The following is a 21887-nucleotide window of genomic DNA, read 5'->3' on the forward strand; positions in this document are numbered from 1 at the left end:
GTCCGCACGAGGTACGACCATGCTGGCCCGGCCCCCCGGCCGGCCGCTGCGGCCTGTGGACTACTGGCGGGTTGTGGACAACCTCGTCCCCCCTGCGGAGACGGCCGCGTACTGCTCCCGGACCTCCCGGTAGCGCAGCAGCTCGGCCGCCACCGGCTCCAGCACCCGGGCCCGTCCGCAGCCGGCCGCCGCCTGACGCAGCCTCCGCTCGGCGTCCTGCCCGTACCTGCGCGCAGGTCCGCGGGCCGCCATCGAACAGGCCCACTCCACCAGCGGCCCACCGACGATGCCCGCCACCATGAACAGCACGGGCGGCAGCAGCTTCGGCTCCAGGACCCCGGCGATCTGCCCGACCAGCCACAGCCCGCCGAAGATCTGCACCAGCGTCATCGCGGCCTGCGCCAGTACCGCAGCCGGCCACCAGGCGGGCCGCGGCGGCTTCGCCCCGGGCGCCGGAACGGCCGCGCCGAGGGTCACGGCCAGCTCGTCCAGGGCCTCCGGCAGCAGGGCGGCCCCGCGCACCGCGGTCTCCCGTACGGCCTGCGCCCAGGGCTCGGGCAGCCCGACGGCCGCCTCGTCCGCGACGGTCCGCACGGCCTGCTCCACCCGCTGCCGGGCGGTCACCTCCTCCTCGGCGGGCATGGCCGCGGCGGGCGTCGTGGAGCGGCCGATCACCGCCAGGGCGGACAGGCCGGCCAGCGAACGGGGGGCGCGCCGGCTCTCGTACCAGCGCCACAGCCGCAGCCAGGGCGTGCCGCAGGCCTTACCGGCGTTGCGCCGCCAGGCCCGTTCGGCGGCGAGGCCGGCCGCGTACGCCCCGACGGCCTCGGCCAGCCGGTCCTCGAACTCGGCGCGCGCCGCCTCGCCGATCTCGGGCCCGGAGGGTCCGTTGTGCCTGTCGGCCACGTACAGCGGGCGCAGGCGAGTGGCGGCCCGGTCGACGTCGGCGGCGATCCGCCGGGTCGCGGCGCCCTTCTCCTGGGTGAACTGTCCCAGCAGCTCGCGCAGTTCCCCGACCCCTTCACCCGTCAGGGCGGACAGTCCGAGGACGGTGGCGCCGGGCTCGCCGTGCTCGCCGAGCGCGATGCCGTCCTCGTCGAGAAGCCTGCGCAGGTCGTCCAGGACCAGGTCGGCCGCCTCTCCGGGGAGCCGGTCCACCTGGTTCAGGACGACGAACGTCACCTCCGCGTGCCCGGCCAGCGGTCTCAGGTACCGCTCGTGCAGGACGGCGTCCGCGTACTTCTCCGGGTCGACCACCCAGATCACGGCGTCGACCAGGGCCAGCACCCGGTCGACGTGTTCGCGGTGCACGCCGAGCGCCGAGTCCAGGTCGGGCAGGTCGACGAGGACCATCCCGCGCAGCGCCTCGGCTTCGGGGGTCTCGCGGGGGCGGCGGCGCAGCCGTCCGGGGATCTCCAGCCGGTCCAGCAGTCCCGCGGCTCCGTCCGACCAGCTGCAGGCGATCGGCGCGGCGGTGGTCGGACGGCGCAGCCCGGTCTCGGAGATCTGCACTCCTGCGAGTGCGTTGAAGAGCGTGGACTTGCCGCTTCCGGTGGCTCCGGCAACGGCGACGACGGTGTGCTGGGCGGACAGACCCCGGCGTGCGGCCGCCTCGTCGAGGACCCGGCCGGCTTCGGCGAGGGTCTTTCCGTCGAGGCGGGTGCGGGAGAGTCCGACCAGCTGGCGCAGCGCGTCGAGGCGGCTGCGCAGGGCCTGGGCCTCGGGGCTGAGCGGGGGCGCGGGGGCCTTGCCGCCGTCGCTCCCGGCGCCGGAGACGGCGCGGACGAGGGCTTCTTCGCCCGCGTCCGCCTCCTCGTCCAGCCCCTCGGCGGCGAGTTCGTCCTCGGCTCCGCCTGAACGGGCCCTTCCGAAACCCCCCTTGCGGGTGGTCCGGGAGCGCGAGCGGGCGATGAACCCGTCGTCCCAGCGGTCGGCCGCCCGTTCGGCGGCGCGGTCGCCGGTACGGCCGTCCGTGCGCTCGGGGTCGGCGCCGGTGCCGGCGGAGCGGTCGCGGGCACCCGCCCGGTCGCGGTCACCGGCCCGGTCGCGCAGGCGCACCCCGTCCCCGGCCTGGTCGCGGACGTGGTCACGGTCTCCGGCCCGATCGCGGTCACGGTCGGTCAAGGCGGTCACCCCCTCACCTCTCCTTCTGCAGTACGGACAGCGCCGCGATCAGCTCGGCCTGTGGTTCCGGGGTCACTTCGAGCGCCTGGAGCGGGGCGAGGCGGCGGTCCCGTTCGGCGCGCAGGACCTGGTCGAGGTGGTCGCTGACCAGTTCCCCGCCCCGGTCGCGCAGACGTACGGCGGCCTGGACACCGATCCGTTCGGCCAGCTTCTCCCCTGCTGGGCGGGCCCGTTTGCCGCCGAGGAGGGCGGCGACGAGCAGGGCGGCGATGCCGTCGGGGTCGGGTTCGGGCTGCTTGTCGAGCTTGGCGACCTCCTCCTCGGCGAGTTCCTCCAGTACGCGCCGCCAGCGCCGTACGGCCATGCCGATACGTTCCGCCGCCTCCCGGTCGGGTCCGGGCAGCGGGAGCGCCCCGGCGGCCGGTTCGCGGCGCCACACCTCGGCGATGCGCTCGTCGGCGGCGGCGACGGCGCACTGGAGCAGCGCGGCGAGGGATTCGGCGAGGGAGTCGAGGAGTTCGTCGGCGCTGGTGTCGAGGGGGTAACCGCGCCAGCGGGTGAGGGCGTCCCCGGCGAGGACCGCGCCGCTGTCGAGGCGGCCCTGCACCCGCTTGCCCTCCCTCTTGTACGCCTCCTCGACGGCCGAGGTCAGCCGGACGGCGGCGGCGTGCTGGGCGGCGACGGCGGAGGCCAGCTCGGGCATGCGGCGCCGGAGGGAGTCGAGCGCGCCGAGTGCGGTGCGGCCGACGGCGTACTGCCGGGCGGCCGGGTCCTGGACGTGGTGGCCGAGCCAGGCGAGCAGCGGGGCGACGGCGCTGGCGGGCAGCAGTCCGCCGCCGCCGGCCGACTCGGGCAGCTCCGGCACCGTGAACCGTGGTACGTCGCCCAGCCCGGCCCGGGTGAGCAGCGCCCCGTACTGGCGTGAGACGTCGGCGAGCACCTGGTGCGGGACGCGGTCCAGGACGATGATCAGGGTGGCGTTGTACTGCTTGGCGGTGCGCAGCAGGTGCCAGGGGATGGCGTCGGCGTACCGCGATGCGGTGGTGACCATGACCCAGACGTCGGCGGCGCAGATCAGCTGGGCGGCGAGGGTCCGGTTCTCGACGACGAGGGAGTCGATGTCCGGGGCGTCGAGGAGGGCGAGGCCGCGCGGGAGGGTGGAGACGGTCTCGATCCGCAGTTCGCGGGTCGGGGCGCCGCGGCGCGTTCCGGGCGGGCGGCCCTTGCGGGTGGGGAGCGGGTCCTCCTCGTCCTGGGGTGCCCATACGCGCATGAGGTCGGGCAGGACCCGCATTCCGGCGAACCAGTGGTGGTCGTCCGGGTGGCAGACGAGCACCGGGGTGCGGGTGGTGGGGCGCAGCACTCCGGCTTCGCTGACCTTGCGGCCGACGAGGGAGTTGACGAGGGTGGACTTACCGGCTCCGGTGGATCCGCCGATGACGGCGAGCATCGGCGCCTCGGGCGCCTTGAGCCGGGGTACGAGGTAGTCGTCGAGCTGCGCGAGCAGCTCGGCTCTGGTCTGGCGGGCGCGCGGGGCGCCGGGCAGGGGCAGCGGCAGACGCACGGACGCGACCCGGTCGCGCAGGGCGGACAGGGCATCGAGCAGCTGAGGCCGAACATCCAAGGTCACCACATGCGAAGAATGCCCAATTTAGGACCATTTTTGAAGCTTATACGCCCTCTGCGCGCCGACCGCGACTCCTGTGGGACATCATGGACACGGAGGACGAGTGGGACGCAGGCATAACGAGTGCACAACACCGAGGCCGCCGCGGCGCAAAAGCGGTGCGAGAATCGCACCTGCCTGCGATTATCGGGACCGCTTCACCGAACCTCCACAACGTGGCACGCGAGGGAAGCAACCGGGACAAGGCAACCGGAGCCCTATCCTTGACCCGGCACGACCGCAGTCCCACCCCCACCAAGGGGCTCCAGGCCACCACGGTCACCACCGGCCCCCGTAGCTCAGTGGATAGAGCAGGCGCCTTCTAAGCGCTTGGCCGCAGGTTCGAGTCCTGCCGGGGGCACTCTTCTTCCCTCTTCGCCGAGGAGCCCTGCCCGGCGTCCCTACAGGACGCCGTCCACGGCTGGCGAAAAATCACCCGACCGGATCCTTGCAGGCGCAAAACGGCCGTCGCCCGGATGGGCGGCTCAGGGCGCCGTCGACTGCGCCGGGCCGGTTTCCCCGGTGGCTCCGAAGGCCCTGACCGCCTGGTAGTAGGTCCAGGCCGTGCCGTCGCAGGAGGCCTTTCTCGCACCCGAGTACCGCGCGCAGACCCGTTCGAGGTCCGCGTGGAAGGCGGCGTCCAGCCGGGACTTGTTGGCCTGGAACGCTCCCGCCGCGCGGTAGTTGCGGTAGCCGAAGTCGTGGCGGGCGCACGCGGCGCGGAAGGGGAAGCCGAAGGGGTTGTCCGGGGAGGTCGTGCAGTAGTCCGTCGACCAGTCGAACCCGTACGCGGCCCAGTCGGCCGGGTGCGCGCGCGCCCCGAGCCAGGCGTCCTGGCTGGCCGCGGCGGTCTGCGTCCAGCGGCTCAGTACCTGCGGCTTGTCCGCCGGGACCGCCGGGACCGCGGAAGCGGGGGAGGCGAGGAGGAGCAGGGCGGCCGTGACAGCCGGTGCGACAGCGGGGAAGGGGCGCGCGGGGAGGGGAAGGGGGCGGCGGCGCATGGGCGTTCCTGCGGGGGCGCGGCGGCGGGCGACGGCCGCTTCGGTGGTGAGGGCCTTCGCCGCACCGGGAGTTGACCGGGGCTGCCCCTATAACGCGGCCCGGCCCCGGGCGTTCCTGCCCGCGGCGGGTTGACCGCGCCCGGGACCACTCTCAGGTATGAGTCCGTGTGCGACTTCCGGCAGAGCCGAAGTTGATACCGGGGAGGGACGCGCGCACTGCCTCCGCCGCGAACACTTGTCGGTATGAACCGCCGTCCGCTCGTCATCGCCGCAGCCATCGTGGGAGCCCTCGCCACCGCGGCCTTCGCGCTGCCCAACCTCCCGCCCAACCCGCTCACCAACGCCCTCAACGACCGGTTCTTCAAGGAGAAGGGCCGGCACTTCGCGACCGCCGGCGCCGCCGAGGCGCACACCCGGGCGGACCGGACCCTGGCGCTGCCCAGCTGGATGCCGAGGGACGCCACCGACATACGGATCCAGGCCCGCGCCGACGGCAAGGCCCGGCTCATCCGGTTCACCCTCGGAAAGACGCCCCTCGACGGACCGCAGTGCCCGGCGGAGCCCCCGAAGCAGGCGGGCGGCCCCCGGCTGGGCGCCCGCTGGTGGCCGCGCGACATCCGGTCCGAGGAGCGGCCCGAGTGCCGCGACCGCTACCAGTACCAGGTGTCGGTGCGCGGCAAGAAGGTCTACGCCTGGACCGACGGAACGCCCTCTCCGGGGTCCCGAATACCGGAGGGCACACCGGCCGGCCCCGGCTCCGGGGCCGTCCCGGCCGTGCGCCGCTGACGGATCAGTCCCGTACGAGCGCCTCGGCCGCGGCCCGCGCGAAGCCCTCGGGATTGTCCAGCATGATGTTGTGCCCGCAGTCGGGGACGGGGACGACGGCGACCCCGGCGGCCTCCAGGGCCTCGGCCCCGGCGGGGGCACCGTCCGCCTCCGGGTGGAGGAAGCTGCGCGGGACCTTCAGCTCCAGCAGCAGCTCGCGCATGGTCGGCGTCGTACCGGCGGCGAGGTGCACGGCGCTGCGGTACAGCCCGGTGCGGCCCGCCATCCGCATGGTCGACCACCAGTGGGCGCCGACCCGGTCGCGGACCTCGGCCCAGCCGCCGGCCAGGAACTCCTCCTCCGTGTAGGAGGCGATCCCGCTGCTGCCGGCCGTGCCCGGAGTGGGCGGGAGGGGGTCGAGGTTGGCGTCGGCCAGGACGAGGCGGGAGACCAGCCCCGGGTGCCGGGCGGCCAGCACGATGGCCACCGCGCCGCCCATGCTGTGGGCGATCACCTCGGCCGCGCCGACGCCGGCGGCGGTGAGCGCCTGCGCCACGGTGTCGGCGTGCGCTTCGAGGGTGTACGGGAAGGCCTCGGGCCGGTCGCTGTGCCCGTGCCCGAGGAAGTCGAGCAGCAGCGAGCGCCGCCCGGCCAGTCTCGGGTGGACGGCACTCGCCGCGAAGTAGGCGGGGGCGGTGGCGCCGAGGCCGTGCAGGTAGACGCGGGCCGGCTCCTCTCCCGGGAGTTCGACCCAGCGGATCCGGTCGCCTTCCGGCGTCACGACGGCACTGCGCACGGTGTGTTTCCCCCCAGTTGTCCACGGTGATATCGAGCACGAGGTTAACCGGGACACCGACCACCCCCACTACTCTCGTGAGGTGATCGAGGAACTGAACCAACTCGGCGGTACGGCACCGCGGACCGGGGGCCTCCCGACGGGTTCCCGGGTGGCGGTGTGGTCGCTGGACACCACGCGCGGGGTGATCGGCGGCCACGAGGCCGAAGAGGCCGAGGCGTTGCTGGACGCCGACGAGCGGAAGCGGGCGGGCCGTCTGGTGCGGTCCGGCGACCGGCGCACCTACCTGGCCTCGCACCTGGGGCTGCGGGTGCTGCTCGGCGCGTACCTGGGGAGGGCCCCCGAGGAGGTCCGCTTCGTCCGTGAGGACTGCCTGAACTGCGGCGGCCCGCACGGCCGGCCCGCGGTGGCCGGGGGCGGGGTCCACTTCTCCCTGTCCCACAGCCACGGCCTGGCGTACTTCGCCTTCGCAGCGGTGCCGGTGGGCGTGGACGTGGAGGGGCTGCCCAACGCGGGGGCGGTGGCCGACGTCCTGAGCAGCCTGCACCCGGCGGAGGCGGCCGAGATCACCGCCCTGCCGGAGGAAGAGCGGCGGGCGGCGCTGGCCCGGGTGTGGTCCCGCAAGGAGGCCTGCCTCAAGGCCACCGGGGCGGGCCTCGCCAACGGCCTGGTCGAGCCGTACGTCGGCGCGGCTCCCACCCCCGCCCGAGTGCCGGGCTGGACCCTGAGGGACCTCACGGCACCCCCCGCCTACGCCGCCGCACTGGCCCTGCGCACGCCCTGACGGGCGCAGGGCCTGACCGGCGGCCTGGCAGACGCACGGCCTGACGGGTAGTAGGCCCGCCGCCGGCGTCCGCCCAGCCGGACGGACGACCGGACGGGCGGGTACAGGCGCAGCCTCCGGCATGCCGGATCCCGGGGGCGGAATCCCGCCCGGCCTGGCTCCGCCCGGCGGGCGGCCCCACGATGGCGGGGCCCCGGGGCGGGGGGCGCGGGGGTGGCGGCGCGCCCGGGTTGGGGGTGTGTCGTGCGGCCAGTCGGCGCACCCTCCGCGCGGCGGCGGCGGGGCGGGCCGAGCATCGGGCGCATGACCGTGATGACCGCGCTCCTCCCGGCCGCAGCCCTGCTGGCGGCGGCCACCGTGCTGCCCCCGCAGCCCGCCGCACACGCCGCCGGCGCCGATACGCCCACCGCGCCCTACGTCGTCGTCCTCAAGGACGCCGCCGCCCGCGCCCCGGCCCGTGCCCTGGCCGCCGAGGCGACGGAGGCCGGTGACCGGGTGGACGCGGTCTACGACACCGCGCTCAGCGGGTTCGCCGTGACCACCACCGCGGCCCGGGCCGCCGCGCTGGCCGCCGACCCCCGGGTGGCCTCCGTCGAGCCGGACACGGTGTACCGGATCTCCGACTCCGCCGCCGGCACCCCCGGGAGCCAGCCGCAGGCGCCCTGGCACCTCGACCGGCTCGACCAGCGCGCGCTGCCCCTCGACGGCTCGTACGCCTACCCCACCACCGGCGCGGGCATCACGGTCTACGTGGTCGACACCGGGATCAACACCCTCCACCAGGAGTTCGGCGGCCGCGCCCGCACCGGCTACAACGCGCTGTGGATGGAGGGCTCCGCCGACTGCAACGGCCACGGCACGCACGTCGCGGCCACCGTCGGCGGGGCCACCTACGGGGTCGCGAAGGGGGTCTCCCTGGTCGGGGTGAAGGTGGCCGACTGCCGGGGCGACGCGCGGCTGTCGCACATCCTGCGCGGCCTCGACTGGATGGTGAAGGACGTCGTCCGCGGCGGCTTCCCGCTGCGTCCCGCCGTCGCCAACATGAGCCTGGGCGGCTCCCGCAGCCACTCCATGGACGCCGCCGTCATCCGCGCCGCCGCCTACGGGATCACCGTCACCGTGGCCGCCGGCAACGAGGGCCGCGACGCCTGCAACGGCTCCCCCTCCGGCGTGCCGCAGGCCCTCACCGTCGCCGCCACCGACGCGGCCGACCACCACCCGTCCTTCTCCAACCACGGCCCCTGCGTGGACCTCTCGGCGCCGGGCGTGGCCGTCGTCTCCGCCTGGAAGGGGTCCACGACGGCCCTCGCCCGGGCCACCGGCACCTCCATGGCCGCCCCGCACGCCGCGGGCGCCGCCGCCCTGCTCCTGGCCGGCGGCACGGTGCACTCCCCCGAGCAGGTCCGTGCGGCCCTGGTCCGCGACGCCGCCCCGGGCCTGATCACGGACCTGCCCGCCGGCACCCCGAACCTGCTCCTCCAGGTACCGAAGGGGCCCTGAGCCCGGGCCGCCGGTCACCGACCGGTCGGTATCCGATGTCCCGTCCGACCGGGTCTGATGGGACATCAATGTCTGTGTGCTTCGCACCCGGGCAATCCATTGACTTCTCTGCACCGCGACGCGTCAATGACGGCCATCCGCACCGGCTCGGCCTCCCCCACACAGCGGGTGGGGGGAGGGTTCGTCATGACGAAGGAGTCGCGACCCAGTGAGTTCGAGAACGCTCAAACGAAGAGTGCTGGCCGGGGCGGGCGCCCTGTCCCTGGCCCTGACGGGCGGCGTCGTGGCCCTGACCGGGCCGGCGCAGGCCGCGACCAAGACCACTCCCGTCCCCGTGAAGTGCGTCGCCCCCGCCCCGCAGCCGGGCGCGAACGGCAGCCAGGACTACACGATCACGGTGCCGGACACCGCCAAGGCGGGCGAGACCGTACCGATCACCATCGACCCGGGCGAGACCCCCGTCATCCCGATGTTCACCATCGACACGGTGAACACCATCAAGGCGAAGCTGCTCGTCGGCGGGGTCGCCCAGACGGTCACCAGCCCCGCCGTCCCCAGCCACCAGGAAGCGAACAAGAAGTCCGACCCGCCCGCCTTCTCCGGCACGGTCAAGATCCCGGACGGCAGCGAGGGCACCACCGTCCAGATCACCATCGACCAGGTGGTCACCGACGCCGACCTCGGCGGCACGGTCTACACCACCACCTGCACCCCCGACCCGCGCCCCAGCGCCTCCGTCGGCTCGATCGCCGTCGAAGCCCTCCCCAAGGACCCGGTCACCACCAGGCTGACGCCCAACAGCGGCAAGGCGGGTACGGCCGTCGTCGCCACCGGCGCCAACTTCCCGGCCGGCCCGGTCACCTGCTCCGCCCTCCTCGCGGGCGCCGCCACCGGTGACACCGGCACCGGCACCGCCGACGCCTCCGGCGCCGCCACCTGCAACATCACCGTCACGAAGAAGGCCGACGCCATCAAGATCGACGGCTCGGTCCCGCCGGCCAAGCCCTTCGTGTTCGTCGAGGAGCAGGCCGGCGTCAAGAACCCGGTGGACGTCGAGGTGCTGCCCGGGCCGCTGGCCCTCGGCCCGAAGGACGGCCAGCCCGCCGTCAGCTTCGGCTCGGTGACCATCAACGGCAAGGCCCAGTCGGTGTTCGGCGCGTTCAACGCCGCGACCGTCCAGGACTTCCGCGGCGGCACCCTCGGCTGGGACGTGACGGCGACCCGTACACCGTTCCTGAACGAGACGACGGGCCACGCCATGGCCAAGGCGCAGCTCGGCATCCAGCCGTCCTGCACGGTGACCAACCCCGACAGCCCCAGCACCTGCTCCGCGGGCGCGCCGGGCGCGATCACGGAGACCCCGATGAAGGTCGCCTCGCAGGCGGCCGGCGGTGACGAGCTGACCGGCGGCGAGTTCGCCGTGGGCGGCGCGGCGATGCTCCAGCTGCCGCCGTTCATGTTCGCCGACACCTACCGGTCGGTCGTGACCTTCTCGATCGCCTGACCGTCCCGCCCGGCCCGACCCCGGTGGTGCGGCGCCCCGGCGCCGCACCACGCTCCCGCTTTCCCGCCGCGACCCTGGAGAAGACCGCCCATGCGCCTGCGCACGACCGTCCTGCGCACGCTCCTGTCCGGCCTGTGCGCGCTGCTGCTGCTCCCCGCCGTCCCCGCCGCGGCCGCGGACAACGGCACCTGGGGCGTGTTCCCGACGCCCCCGGCCGGGGCGGCGATGACCGACCGGGCGTACTTCTTCCACCAGGGCGCCGCCGGGGCCTCGGTCAGCGACAGCGTGACGCTCCTGAACTCCTCCGACAAGGAGCTCACCTTCCGGGTCTTCGCCACCGACGCCGTGAACACCCCCTCGGGCGGGGCCTTCGCCCTGCTCCCCGCCGAGACCCGGCCCAAGGACGTCGGGACGTGGATCGCGCTGCCGCCCGAGACGGCGGGCACCGTCACCGTCCCGCCCAAGGGCCGCAAGGACATCCCCTTCACCGTCAAGGTCCCCCAGGACGCCTCCCCGGGCGACCACGTGGGCGGGATCGTCGCGCTGAACACGGCCGTCGAGGGGATCACGAAGGAGGGCAAGGTCCAGGTCGGGGTGCGTCGCCAGGTGGGCGCCCGGCTCTACCTGAGGGTGCCCGGCCCGCTGACCCCGGCCCTGAGCGTGGAGGACGTCAGGGTCCGCCGCGGGGCCCCGCTGCTGCCCTGGACGAAGGACGCCCGCGCCACCATCACCTACACCCTGGTCAACCGGGGCAACGTGGTGGTCGAGCCGAAGGTGGCGGTGTCCGCGCGCGGCCTGTTCGGGCGCCGGCTGCTGGACCGGGCCGCCCGCGGACCCCAGCCGGCCCTGCTGCCCGGCCAGCGGATCACCTTGAGGGAACCCTGGCCGGACTCCCCCCAGTTGGACCGGGTGGCCGTCAAGGTCACGGCGAGCGCCGCCGCCTACCCGGACGTGCGCTCCGAGGCCGGTACGGACTTCCTGGCCGTGCCCTGGCCCGCGGCGGGCGCGCTCCTCCTGTCGGCCGGGACCGGCATCGCCCTCCTGGTGCTGCGCCGGCGCCGCCGGACCGCCCTCCCCGGCCCGGCCCCCGCCCCGGACCTGGCGGCGGCACGCTGACCGCGGACGGCCGGAACCCCCGGCCGGTGAGGGTTGGCCGGGGGGCCTGTCTCGGTGTCTCGACCCAGGACCGCCTGTCGCGCAACGACGATCTAGGCGTGATAGATGGTGGGCTGATCGACCACCTGCTCCGGTGTGAGGCCTTCCACGGTCATGTTCCCGGTCCAGAGGTAATCGCGGTTGGCGTATGTCGCGTCGAAGCTGACGCGCTTCCCACCCGGTTCCAGCTTCCACCCCTGCCGGTCGAACTGGGCGATGCGGTCACTGCCACAGACGAACGCTCGGGTGGCCTGTGTCAGGATCCACTCCGCAAGCTCGGCGTCCTTGGCGGTCGGTTTGCCGCAGGTTCGGGCCATCTGCCACAGGCGCGGCCACTCGACCCCGGGCGTCAGCGGCCCGACGACGGCCACGTCTCCGATCTGCCGCGCGTCAAGGTGGTGGGTGGCGTACCCGAAGACCACCCCGAACATGGTGAACACGGTGACCCTGCCGGTTGCGGTGAGGCCCTCGTCATTGCTGCTCATTGATGGAACCCTTGGGTCTGTGACGGTCCGGGCGCCTTAGCCACGCCCGGACCGCTCCGTTCACGGGTGGGTCAGCAGCCGTCACCGTCACCGCAGCAGGCCGGCGGGTTGCACTCCTTCGCGGCACCCCACAGCCGGTCGTCCACGAAGAACCCGGCGGCCCGGACGCGTTCCACGACGGAGCCGATCAGGGGACGGGTGCGGACGGTGGCCTTGGGCTCGTGGCCGAGGAAGAACCCGAACTGTTCGTCACACCAGGCGGCGTACGCCTGCGTGTGAAGGACGAACGAGTGCCAGCCGGGGTCCACCACGTCCGACGGGGTCATGTCGAACTGGCGGGTGTCGAGGCTGCGGGCGGAGGCGGGAACTGGCCTCCGCCTTCTCCGGGCTTGTCGCCGGGGTCGGTCATTGCTTCACCTCCCCTCGCTTGCGCGGTTGGGGGCCCGCCCCCGCAGGGGCGGGAGTCAGTGGGAAGCGACGGGGTGCCGGAGCGCTTCGGCGATCTGCTCGACCACGTCGGCGGGGAGCCTGCCGAGGTCCACGTAGGCCCTGCCGGTGTGCGTCACAGAGGGCCGCACGCTGCACCACACGGACTCGGAGAGGCCGAGTGCGGCCAAGGCTGCCCGTATGGACTCGGTGGCGTCTGTGGCCCGGTCGCGGGCCTCTCGCCAGGTCTGCATCTCCATCAGCCGTGTCCGGTGTCGTGCATCCGCAGGAGGATGTTGCAGTCGGCCACGGTGGTGGCGTCCTGCTCCATCCCCGCGGCCCTGCGGAGCCTATCCAGACGCGCGCACTCGGGACACCCGGCTACCGGGCTCGGGCGGGGCTCCATCCGCAACGGGAGCGTGACCGGGTCTTCCTGCCACCTCTTGCGTTCCGCCATCGTCACGCTGTGCCCCTCCCAGTTGCTTCCGAGGTCGATGAATTGACCGTAGGGAGCGGGCTGGTTACCGGGCCACGTTGTTGCACGCTGTTGCACGGCTTCACCCGAGTGCGGTTACCGCTTCCCTGATGAGGGCTCGGGCTGGGGCGCCGTGGACCGCTGTCTTGGCCAGGTCGGAGAAGGCCCGTAGGTAGGTCTTGATCTCGCCGGGCGTGGTCAGGTTGATCTCTGCCGTCAGCGTCTCGACGGCCACCTGTTGATCATCGAAGGCGTAGAAGGCTTCCAAGGGCCACACGGTCCGACGCGCCGTCTTGGGGATGATCCCGAGGGACACGTTCGGCCGGCTCATCACGGCCAGAAGCGCTTCCAGCTGCTCCGCCATCGCTTCGGGCCCACACACCAGGTAGTAGAGAACTGTCTCTTCGAGGAGCAGCGCGAAGCGGTGGTCCCCTTCTCTGATCACCCGGGAGCGGTTGAGTCGGGCTTGTACGGCGTCGGCCACGTCGTCGGGGGTGCCCTGGAATCGCGTGATGCCCTTCAAGAGCCCTGTGGCGTATCCGGCGGTCTGGAGCATCCCCGGCACGACGTTCGACGCGTAGACGCGAAAGGAGCGGGTCCGCTGGTAGAGCGGCACGGTCCTCTCGTGGACGCGGCGCATCCCGTCGCGGTGGATCTGCTTCCACTCGACGTACATCGACTCGGCGTTCCGGGACGCGGCGATTATGTCCGCAGCCTGATCTTCGGCTCCGCAGGCCGCGCACCATGCGCGGATGTCCGCGTCCGAGGGCGGCGTGATGCCCCTCGCGATGCGGGACGACTTCGCGCGGTGCCAACCGCACCGGACGGCCAACTCATGCCCCGAAAGCCCAGCATCTTTCATCAGCCCCTGGAGGCGGACGGCGACGGCCTTGCGCGCGGCCTGGGCACTGGAGAACGGAGACGTGGGCATGAGCTGACCGGACCAGGGATCAGACGGTGTACTTCTCGTGCGGGATGGCGCGCTCCCACACTGCTTCGAACGCTGCCGTGCACTGTGCCGCAATGGCAGGGTCCTCGGTCTGATCCGTGTGGACCCACCGGCCGAGGCCGTCGAAGACGTTGAACTGGACTAGCCGCCCGTCGAAAAGCCAGTAGTCGTTGCCGGGCAACAGCAGGTCGGATGCCTGGCGACGCGGGAGCCAACGGATCTGCTCCCCGGCGGCGATGTTGGTGAACGTGAACGAGTGCTCGTACGCGATGTAGTCACTGACCGGCTCAGAGATGATCCGGGCCCTACGGATCAGCACACCCTTGGCCGTGACCTCCTGCACGAGGTCGAGCCACGGCCGCCACCAGGAAGCGCGGTAGTCCGGGTTGAGCCGGTGGCCCCGCTTCCACGCTGCGAAGCCTTCGATCTCGTTGTCTACGCCGTACCCATCGCGCATCTCCAGATGAACGGCCGACTCCTGTACCGACCTGATGAGGTCGGAGAAGTCAGTCAGACTCTGCGACACGGATGGCCTCCTTGAGGAGCGGGATCATCCTGGGTTCAAGGATGATCAAGGCTTCGCCGTCAGCCTGGGGCGAGTCAGCCGAGGTCTGGCTGAGCATGGCTGTGTCCGCCCGTGCCCCCTGGACGAGGATGCGTCGGTCGTCGTCCACTCACACGGCCGGACATCCGTGATCGCCGGACTCTGGATCTTTACCAACGAACCGTAAGGCCATGGTGTCCCTCCTTGTCGAGCGCGTTGCGCCTGGTTGCACAGCTCACTCTGGGGGATGGGCCCGGTCAAGGGGGCCGGAACGGCAGGAACCCCCGGCCGGTGAGGGTGGGCCGGGGGTCGCTGCGGTACGGGGGCGGTGGGGCGGGTGGGTCAGTGGTTGCGGGGGAAGCCCAGGTCGACGCCCGAGGGGTCCTCGGCCGGGTCGGGCCAGCGGGTGGTGACGACCTTGCCGCGCGTGTAGAAGTGGACGCCGTCGTTGCCGTAGATGTGGTGGTCGCCGAAGAGCGAGTCCTTCCAGCCGCCGAAGGAGTGGTAGCCCACCGGCACCGGGATCGGCACGTTGACGCCGACCATGCCCGCCTGGATCTCCAGCTGGAAGCGGCGTGCCGCGCCGCCGTCCCGGGTGAAGATCGCGGTGCCGTTGCCGAACGGCGAGGCGTTGATGAGGGCCACGCCCTCCTCATAGGTCTCGGCGCGCAGCACGCACAGCACCGGGCCGAAGATCTCGTCGCGGTAGGCGTCGGAGTCGGTCTTGACGCGGTCGAGGAGCGACAGGCCGATCCAGTGGCCGTTCTCGTGGCCCTCGACCGTGTAGCCGGTGCCGTCGAGGACGACCTCCGCGCCCTGGTCGGCGGCGCCCTTGACGTAGGAGGCGACCTTGTCGCGGTGGGCGGCGGTGATCAGCGGGCCCATCTCCGACGCCGGGTCGGTGCCGGGGCCGATCTTGATCTTCTCGGCGCGCTCGCGGATCTTCTCCACGAGGGTGTCGCCGATGGCGCCGACGGCGACGACCGCCGAGATGGCCATGCAGCGCTCGCCGGCGGAGCCGTAGGCGGCGGAGACGGCCGCGTCGGCGGCGGCGTCGAGGTCGGCGTCCGGCAGCACCAGCATGTGGTTCTTGGCGCCGCCCAGGGCCTGGACGCGCTTGCCGTTGGCGGAGGCGGTGGTGTGGATGTGGCGGGCGATGGGCGTGGAGCCGACGAAGGAGACGGCGGCGATGTCCGGGTGCGAGAGCAGGGCGTCGACGGCGACCTTGTCGCCGTGGACGACGTTCAGCACGCCCGCCGGGAGACCGGCCTCGGTGGCCAGCTCGGCCAGCTTGTTGGCGGCCGACGGGTCCTTCTCGCTCGGCTTGAGGATGAAGGTGTTGCCGCAGGCGACGGCCAGCGGGAACATCCACATCGGCACCATGGCCGGGAAGTTGAACGGGGTGATGCCCGCGACCACGCCCAGCGGCTGGCGGATGGCGGCCACGTCCACGCGGTTGGAGACGGACGTGGACAGCTCGCCCTTGAGCTGCGTGGTGATCCCGCAGGCCAGCTCCACGATCTCCAGGCCGCGCGCGACCTCGCCCAGCGCGTCGGAGTGCACCTTGCCGTGCTCGGCGACGATCAGCTCGGCGATCGCGTCGCGGTTGGCGTCCAGCAGGGCGCGGTAGGCGAACAGCACCTTGGTGCGGGCGGCCAGCGAGGACTGGCCCCAGGACAGGAAGGCCTCCTTGGCGACCTGTACCGCCGCGTCGACCTCGGCGGCCGAGGCGAGGGCGACCTGCGTGGTGACCTCGCCGGTGGCCGGGTCGGTGACCGGGCCGTAGTTGCCCGACGCGCCCTCGACGGTCTTGCCACCGATCCAGTGGTTGACGGTCTTCATGCTTGCTCCTTCACAGATGGCGACGTCGCTGCGCGGCTTGCCGGTCGTACTCTTCGCGGGCCTGGGCCGCCGACTCACGGGTCGCGGTCTCGGCCACGGGAACATCCCACCACGCCTGTGCCGGGGGTGGGCCCGACACAGTGTCGGGTGTTCGGGTCTGTGCGTAGACACATGTGGGACGGTCCGACCCGCGCGCCTCGGCCAGGGCTTTTCGCAGGTCACCGATGGTGCGGGTGCGGATCACGGCCATCCCGAGGGAGGCGGCGTTGGCCGCGAGGTCCACCGGAAGGGGGTCTCCGGTGTATCCGCCGTCCGGCCCCCGGAAGCGGTAGGCCGTGCCGAAGCCCTCGCCGCCGACCGCGCCCGAGAGCCCGCCGATCGAGGCGTAGCCGTGGTTGTCGAGGACGACCACCTTGAGCGGGACGCCCTCCTGGACGGCGGTGACGAGCTCGGTCGGGTTCATCAGGTACGAGCCGTCCCCGACGAGCGCCCACACCGGCCGGTCCGGGGCCGCCAGGGCCACCCCGAGGGCGCCCGGGATCTCGTAGCCCATGCAGGAGTACCCGTACTCCACGTGGTACTGGTACGCGGAACGGGCCCGCCAGAGCCGGTGCAGGTCGCCGGGGAGCGAGCCGGCCGCGTTGACGATCACGTCGGTGTCGTCCACGACGGCGTCCAGGGCGCCGAGCACCTGCGCCTGGGTGGGGACGGCGTCCTCGTCGGGGGCGTGGAAGGCCTGGTCGACCAGGGCCTCCCAGTAACCCTTCGCCTGCCGGTACGTCCTCTCGTACGCCGGGTCCACGCGGTGTCCGGTCAGCTCCGCCCGCAGGGCGTCCAGGCCCTCGCGGGCGTCCGCGACCAGCGGGAGGGCGGCCAGCTTGTGGGCGTCGTACGGGTCGGGGTTGAGGCCGAGGAAACGGACGCCCGGGTCCTGGAAGAGGGTGGAGGAGGCGGTGGTGAAGTCCGTCAGCCGGGTCCCGGCCGCGATGACCAGGTCGGCGGCGCGCGCCAGGTCGTCGGCGGTGGCGGTGCCGGTGTGGCCGACGGCGCCCACCTCGGCCGGGTGGTCGTGGCGCAGGGCCCCCTTGCCGGCCTGGGTGGCGGCGACGGGGATGCCGGTGGCCTCGGCGAAGCCCCGCAGCGCCTCCTCGGCCCCGCTGTGCCGGATGCCGCCGCCGGCGATCAGCAGGGGCCGCCGGGCCGCCCGTACCGCCTCGGCGGCGGCTCGCAGCTCGCCGGTGTCGGGCCGGGGGCGGCGCACGTGCCACACCCGCTCGGCGAAGAACTCCTCGGGCCAGTCGTACGCCTCCGCCTGGACGTCCTGCGGCAGCGCGAGGGTGACGGCTCCGGTCTGCACGGGGTCGGTGAGTACCCGCATCGCCTGGAGGGCGGCGGGGACCAGGGCCTCGGGGCGGGTGATCCGGTCGAAGTACCGGGAGACCGGCCGCAGGGTGTCGTTGACGGAGAGGTCGCCCGCGTAGGGGACCTCCAGCTGCTGGAGCACCGGGTCGGCGGGCCGGGTGGCGAAGGTGTCCCCGGGCAGCAGGAGCACGGGGATCCGGTTGACGGTGGCGAGGGCGGCTCCGGTGACGAGGTTGGTGGCGCCGGGTCCGATGGAGGTGGTCACGGCGTGCGCCGACAGCCGGCCGCACTGGCGGGCGTAGCCGACGGCGGCGTGCACCATGGCCTGTTCGTTGCGCCCCTGGAGGAAGGGCATGGCCGCCGGCCCGCTCTCCAGCAGGGCCTGGCCGACACCGGCGACGTTGCCGTGCCCGAAGATCCCCCAGGTGGCGGCGATCAGCCGTCGGCGGCGGCCGTCGCGCTCGGTGTACTGGCGGCTCAGGAAGCGTACGAGCGCCTGGGCGGTGGTCAGCCGGACGCTGCGCGGCGCGGTCACGGGGTCTCCTCGGGGCGGGGTGCGGGCCGGTTCAGCGGAAGCCGGGGATCGACCTCCTGCCCCGTCCACGTCCCGCGAATCCACGCGTGGTCGGGATGGTCGCGGATCAGCCACTCCCGCGTCGTGTCCGGGCCGGCCATCACGTTCAGGTAGTACATGTCGTGGCCGGGCGCCGCGATGGACGGGCCGTGCCAGCCGTCGGGGATGAGGACCACGTCACCCGAGCGGACCTCGGCGAGCACGTCGGTCTTCCCGGCGGGCGAGGGCGTCACGCGCTGGTAGCCGACGCCGGGGGTGCCGTCGTGCGGGGCGATCTCGTAGAAGTAGATCTCCTCCAGGCGGGATTCCTCGCCCGGGTGGTGCTCGTCGTGCTTGTGGGGCGGGTACGAGGACCAGTTGCCGCCGGGGGTGAGCACCTCGACGGCGATGAGCCGGTCGCAGTCGAAGGCGCCGGCGGCGGCGAAGTTGTGCACCTGGCGCGAGCACTGGCCGGCGCCCCGGAGCTCGACGGGTACGGCATCGGCGGGGCCGTACCGGGGGCTCAGCCGCCGCTCGCACCGCGCACCGACGAGCGCGAACCGGCCGCCTCCGGCGGTGGCGATGTCGGCGTGCCCGTCCCGGGGCAGGTAGACGAAGTCGGTCGGCCCGTCGAACACCGAGGCGCGCCCGCGCAGCCGGAAGCTCCCTGCGGGGCCTTCCCCCACCCCGCCCCTTCCCGAGACCGCAGGCTCCGCCCCCGGCCCGGCCGGGCAGCGGACCTCGCAGGCGCCGCTCAGCGGGAGGACGATCCACTCGGCGTCGCCGCAGGCGTGCCCGTACACCTCCCCCGGCACCAGCTCCAGCACCACCAGCCGCGTGAACTCCATCCCCGTCTCAGACAGCACCGGCACGGTCCAGCACCTCCTCCACCTCGTGCGGAAACGGCATCGCCGTCGAACACGCCAGCCGCGAGGCCACGATCGCCCCCGCCGCGTTCGCGTACCGCAGCACCCGCTCCAGCTCCCAGCCCGCCAGCAGCCCGTGGCACAGGGCCCCGCCGAACGCGTCGCCGGCGCCCAGCCCGTTGACCACCGTCACCGGCACCGGCGCCACCTCCACCGCCGTCCCGTCGCGGTGGACGGCCAGCACCCCCTCCGGGCCCCGTTTGACCACCGCCAGCTCCACCCCCGCCGCGAGCAGCGCCCGCGCGGCCGCGTACGGCTCGCTCTCGCCGGTGGCGACCTCGCACTCCTCCGCGTTCCCGACGGCCACCGTCGCCAGCGCGAGCGCCCGCTCGTACCAGGGCCGCGGCGGGCCGTCGTGCCACAGCATCGGCCTCCAGTCGAGGTCGAAGACGGTCGTCCCGGACTTCGAGCGGGCCTCCAGCGCGGCAAGGGTCGCGGCGCGGCTCGGCTCGGCGCTCAGTCCCGTGCCGGTCATCCAGAACACCCGTGCGTCGCGCACCGCTTCCAGGTCGATCTCGTCCGGCTCGATCTCCAGGTCGGGCGCCTTCGGGAGCCGGTAGAAGTACAGCGGGAAGCGGTCCGGCGGGAAGACCTCGCAGAAGGTGATCGGCGTCGGGTAGTGCGCCACCTCGCCCACCCACCGGTCGTCGACCCCGAACTGCCGCAGTTCGCCGCGCAGGTACGCCCCGAAGGGGTCCGCGCCGGTCCGGCTGATCATGGCCGTGCGCCGCCCGAGGCGGGCGGCGGCGACGGCGACGTTCGCCGGGGAGCCGCCGAGGAACTTGCCGAAGGTGTCGGCCTCGGCGAGCGGTACGCCGGTCTTCAGGGGGTAGAGATCCACCCCGATCCGCCCCATCGTGATGAGGTCGTACGCGGGCCCGTCCCCGGTCCCGCCCCCTGCGTCCCCCGTGGTCACGTCGGGTACTCCTCCCACTCGCACTCGTCCTCCCTTTCGCCTCGGACCTCGCACCCTAAGGTGGCCGTCATGACCTCCTCCCCGCCCGCGTTGACCCGTATCCGTGTCGGTTCGGCTCCGGACTCCTGGGGTGTCTGGTTCCCGGAGGACCCCCTCCAGGTTCCCTGGGACCGGTTCCTCGACGAGGTGTCCGACGCCGGGTACGAGTGGATCGAGCTGGGCCCCTACGGCTACCTGCCCACCGATCCGGCCCGGCTCGCCGAGGAGACCGCCAGGCGGGGCCTGCGGGTGTCCGCCGGCACGGTCTTCACCGGACTCCATCACGGCCGCGCCGTCTGGGAGGAGACCTGGGCGCACGTGTCGCGGATCGCCGCGCTCACCCGGGACATGGGCGCGCAGCACCTCGTGGTGATCCCCTCGTTCTGGCGCGACGACAAGACCGGCGGGATGCTGGAGGATCCGGTGCTGACGCCTGCTCAATGGCGTGAACTGACCTCCCAGACCGAGCGCCTGGGCCGGGAGGTGCGGGAGCGGTACGGGCTGCGGATCGTGGTCCACCCGCATGCGGACACCCATGTGGACACCCCGGAGAACGTGGCGCGGTTCCTGGACGCGACCGATCCGGAGCTGGTGTCCCTGTGCCTGGACACCGGGCACTACGCGTACTGCGGCGGGGACAGCGTCCAGGCGATCGAGGCCTTCGGCGAGCGGATCGGCTACCTCCACCTCAAGCAGGTGGACCCCCGCATCCTGGCCGAAGTGGTGGCGGACGGGGTCCCGTTCGGGCCGGCGGTGGAGCGCGGGGTGATGTGCGAGCCGCCGTCGGGGGTGCCCGCGCTGGAGCCCGTGCTGGCGGCGGCGCAGCGGCTCGGGGTGGAGCTCTTCGCGATCGTGGAGCAGGACATGTACCCGTGCCCGCCGGACCGCCCGCTGCCGATCGCCCGGCGCACCCGCGCCTACCTGCGCTCCTGCGGCGCCCGCTGACCCTGGAGGAAGAGGAACGATGGACACGCTCGGCATCGCCGTCATTGGCACCGGGAGGATGGGCTCCGACCACGTCCGGCGGATCGGCGACACGGTCGGCGGGGCGCGGGTGGTGGCCGTCGCCGATCCGGACGGGGAACGGGTCAAGGCGGTCGCGGCACGGGCGGGGGGCGCGGCGGCGTTCACGGATCCGGCGGCGGCGATCGCGGCCCCCGGGGTGGACGCCGTGCTGATCGCCTCGCCCGGACCCGCCCACGAGGAAGCGATTCTGCACGCCCTGGAGCGGGAGTTGCCGGTGCTCTGCGAGAAGCCGCTGACCCCGGATCCGCAGGGGGCGCTGCGGGTGCTGGAGGCGGAGCGGCGCCTGGGCCGGCGGCTGGTGCAGGTGGGGTTCATGCGGCGGTTCGACGCCGAGTACGAGCGGCTCAAGGAGCTTCTGGACGCGGGCGGGATCGGGCGGCCGATCTTCCTGCACTGCCGGCACCGCAACGCCTCCTCCCCGTCTTCCTTCACCAGCGACATGCTGATCAGCGACTCCGTGGTGCACGAGGTGGACGCGGCCCGCTGGCTGCTGGGCCAGGAGGTCACGGCCGTGACCGTGCTGTCGCCGGGGCCGTCCTCGGCCGCGCCCGAGGGGCTGCGCGACCCGCGCCTGGTGCTGCTGGAGACCTCGGGCGGGGCGATCGTGGACGTGGAGATCTTCGTCAACTGCGGGTTCGGCTACCAGGTGCGGTGCGAGGCGGTCGGGGAGTCCGGCAGCGCGTCCATCGGCGACGGCCACGCGATGGTGGTCCAGTCGGGCGGCCGGTGGGGCGGGGAGATCGCCCAGGACTACACCGTCCGGTTCGCCGACGCCTACGACCGCCAGGTGCGGCGGTGGGTGGCCGCGGCGGCGCGGGGGCGGGTGGACGGCCCGGACGCCTGGGACGGGTACGCGGCCGCGGCCGTCTCGGAGGCGGGGCTGGCTGCCGCGCGCAGCGGCGTACGGACCGAGGTGCGGCTGGTGGAGCGGCCGGAGCTCTACCGCTGAGCCACGGCCGGCGCCCCGGATTCACCGGGTGACTCCTGTGCCGCGTCGGTCACAGGAGTCGCGCCCGTGTCACACATATCCGGATTACGCGGGTTTTCCG

20 protein-coding genes and 1 tRNA gene are annotated in these 21887 nt (G+C 73.3%); 8 read left to right on the forward strand and 13 right to left on the reverse strand.

Annotated elements, in window-relative coordinates; all coding sequences use genetic code 11:
• Nucleotides 1-60 precede the first annotated feature (60 nt).
• Both B4U46_RS12725 and B4U46_RS12730 read right to left on the reverse strand, forming a co-directional pair.
• Nucleotides 61-2133 (reverse strand): GTPase, encoded by a 2073-nt coding sequence (locus tag B4U46_RS12725; RefSeq protein WP_079427030.1) that lies wholly within the window; start codon nucleotides 2131-2133, stop codon nucleotides 61-63.
• Nucleotides 2134-2137: 4 nt separating this feature from the next.
• Complete coding sequence (locus B4U46_RS12730) at nucleotides 2138-3748, reverse strand: dynamin family protein (RefSeq protein WP_398898489.1); 1611 nt, start codon at nucleotides 3746-3748, stop codon at nucleotides 2138-2140.
• A gap of 330 nt (nucleotides 3749-4078) precedes the next feature.
• Here B4U46_RS12730 and B4U46_RS12735 point away from each other — a divergent pair.
• Nucleotides 4079-4151, forward strand: a tRNA-Arg gene (locus B4U46_RS12735).
• Nucleotides 4152-4275: 124 nt separating this feature from the next.
• Here the strand turns inward: B4U46_RS12735 and B4U46_RS12740 are convergent.
• Nucleotides 4276-4791, reverse strand: coding sequence for a phospholipase (locus tag B4U46_RS12740; RefSeq protein WP_079427034.1), 516 nt, complete (start codon nucleotides 4789-4791; stop codon nucleotides 4276-4278).
• 243 nt (nucleotides 4792-5034) lie between these two features.
• Here B4U46_RS12740 and B4U46_RS12745 point away from each other — a divergent pair, with 243 nt between their 5' ends.
• A complete protein-coding gene (locus B4U46_RS12745; protein ID WP_079427036.1) occupies nucleotides 5035-5577 on the forward strand; it encodes a hypothetical protein in 543 nt (180 codons plus the stop codon).
• A gap of 4 nt (nucleotides 5578-5581) precedes the next feature.
• Here B4U46_RS12745 and B4U46_RS12750 read toward each other — a convergent pair whose 3' ends face one another.
• Nucleotides 5582-6352 (reverse strand): alpha/beta fold hydrolase, encoded by a 771-nt coding sequence (locus B4U46_RS12750; protein WP_079427038.1) that lies wholly within the window; start codon nucleotides 6350-6352, stop codon nucleotides 5582-5584.
• An 82-nt stretch (nucleotides 6353-6434) separates the two neighbouring features.
• Here B4U46_RS12750 and B4U46_RS12755 point away from each other — a divergent pair, with 82 nt between their 5' ends.
• The 4 genes from B4U46_RS12755 (at nucleotide 6435) to B4U46_RS12770 (ending at nucleotide 11256) form a co-directional block, all read left to right on the forward strand.
• On the forward strand, nucleotides 6435-7136 hold the full coding sequence (locus B4U46_RS12755) for a 4'-phosphopantetheinyl transferase family protein (RefSeq protein ID WP_100863631.1): 702 nt from the start codon (nucleotides 6435-6437) through the stop codon (nucleotides 7134-7136).
• Nucleotides 7137-7439: 303 nt separating this feature from the next.
• Nucleotides 7440-8636, forward strand: a complete 1197-nt coding sequence (locus tag B4U46_RS12760; protein WP_237292829.1) for a S8 family peptidase — start codon at nucleotides 7440-7442, stop codon at nucleotides 8634-8636.
• 208 nt (nucleotides 8637-8844) lie between these two features.
• Nucleotides 8845-10140: a hypothetical protein gene (locus B4U46_RS12765; RefSeq protein WP_237292832.1), complete on the forward strand. Its 1296-nt coding sequence runs from the start codon at nucleotides 8845-8847 to the stop codon at nucleotides 10138-10140.
• Nucleotides 10141-10230: 90 nt separating this feature from the next.
• Entirely contained in the window at nucleotides 10231-11256 is a 1026-nt protein-coding gene (locus B4U46_RS12770; RefSeq protein WP_079427044.1) for a WxL protein peptidoglycan domain-containing protein, read from the forward strand.
• A gap of 92 nt (nucleotides 11257-11348) precedes the next feature.
• Here B4U46_RS12770 and B4U46_RS12775 read toward each other — a convergent pair whose 3' ends face one another.
• From B4U46_RS12775 to iolC, 9 genes are all read right to left on the reverse strand, one after another.
• Entirely contained in the window at nucleotides 11349-11780 is a 432-nt protein-coding gene (locus tag B4U46_RS12775) for a hypothetical protein (RefSeq protein ID WP_079427045.1), read from the reverse strand.
• Nucleotides 11781-11851: 71 nt separating this feature from the next.
• Nucleotides 11852-12106, reverse strand: coding sequence for a hypothetical protein (locus B4U46_RS12780; RefSeq protein WP_079427047.1), 255 nt, complete (start codon nucleotides 12104-12106; stop codon nucleotides 11852-11854).
• Nucleotides 12107-12244: 138 nt separating this feature from the next.
• On the reverse strand, nucleotides 12245-12466 hold the full coding sequence (locus B4U46_RS12785; protein WP_079427049.1) for a hypothetical protein: 222 nt from the start codon (nucleotides 12464-12466) through the stop codon (nucleotides 12245-12247).
• Between the two features lie 297 nt (nucleotides 12467-12763).
• On the reverse strand, nucleotides 12764-13612 hold the full coding sequence (locus B4U46_RS12795; RefSeq protein WP_079427051.1) for a helix-turn-helix domain-containing protein: 849 nt from the start codon (nucleotides 13610-13612) through the stop codon (nucleotides 12764-12766).
• Between the two features lie 19 nt (nucleotides 13613-13631).
• Entirely contained in the window at nucleotides 13632-14156 is a 525-nt protein-coding gene (locus B4U46_RS12800; protein ID WP_079427053.1) for a DUF6879 family protein, read from the reverse strand.
• A 360-nt stretch (nucleotides 14157-14516) separates the two neighbouring features.
• On the reverse strand, nucleotides 14517-16016 hold the full coding sequence (locus B4U46_RS12810) for a CoA-acylating methylmalonate-semialdehyde dehydrogenase (protein ID WP_079427055.1): 1500 nt from the start codon (nucleotides 16014-16016) through the stop codon (nucleotides 14517-14519).
• Nucleotides 16017-16026: 10 nt separating this feature from the next.
• Entirely contained in the window at nucleotides 16027-17913 is a 1887-nt protein-coding gene (gene iolD, locus B4U46_RS12815; protein ID WP_079427057.1) for a 3D-(3,5/4)-trihydroxycyclohexane-1,2-dione acylhydrolase (decyclizing), read from the reverse strand.
• Entirely contained in the window at nucleotides 17910-18803 is an 894-nt protein-coding gene (gene iolB, locus B4U46_RS12820; RefSeq protein ID WP_398908363.1) for a 5-deoxy-glucuronate isomerase, read from the reverse strand. The genes iolD and iolB overlap by 4 nt, the downstream gene beginning before the upstream one ends.
• Nucleotides 18787-19773, reverse strand: a complete 987-nt coding sequence (gene iolC / locus B4U46_RS12825) for a 5-dehydro-2-deoxygluconokinase (RefSeq protein ID WP_261340943.1) — start codon at nucleotides 19771-19773, stop codon at nucleotides 18787-18789. The genes iolB and iolC overlap by 17 nt, the downstream gene beginning before the upstream one ends.
• A gap of 69 nt (nucleotides 19774-19842) precedes the next feature.
• Between iolC and B4U46_RS12830 the strand changes: the two genes are divergently transcribed.
• Both B4U46_RS12830 and B4U46_RS12835 read left to right on the forward strand, forming a co-directional pair.
• Nucleotides 19843-20757 (forward strand): sugar phosphate isomerase/epimerase family protein, encoded by a 915-nt coding sequence (locus tag B4U46_RS12830; RefSeq protein WP_079427061.1) that lies wholly within the window; start codon nucleotides 19843-19845, stop codon nucleotides 20755-20757.
• A 19-nt stretch (nucleotides 20758-20776) separates the two neighbouring features.
• Nucleotides 20777-21787 carry a Gfo/Idh/MocA family protein gene (locus B4U46_RS12835; protein WP_079427063.1) on the forward strand — a complete coding sequence of 337 codons (1011 nt, stop codon included), beginning with the start codon at nucleotides 20777-20779 and terminating at the stop codon, nucleotides 21785-21787.
• Nucleotides 21788-21887 lie beyond the last annotated feature (100 nt).

Origin of the sequence: Streptomyces katrae (assembly GCF_002028425.1) — a bacterium.
GTDB lineage: Bacteria > Actinomycetota > Actinomycetes > Streptomycetales > Streptomycetaceae > Streptomyces > Streptomyces katrae_A.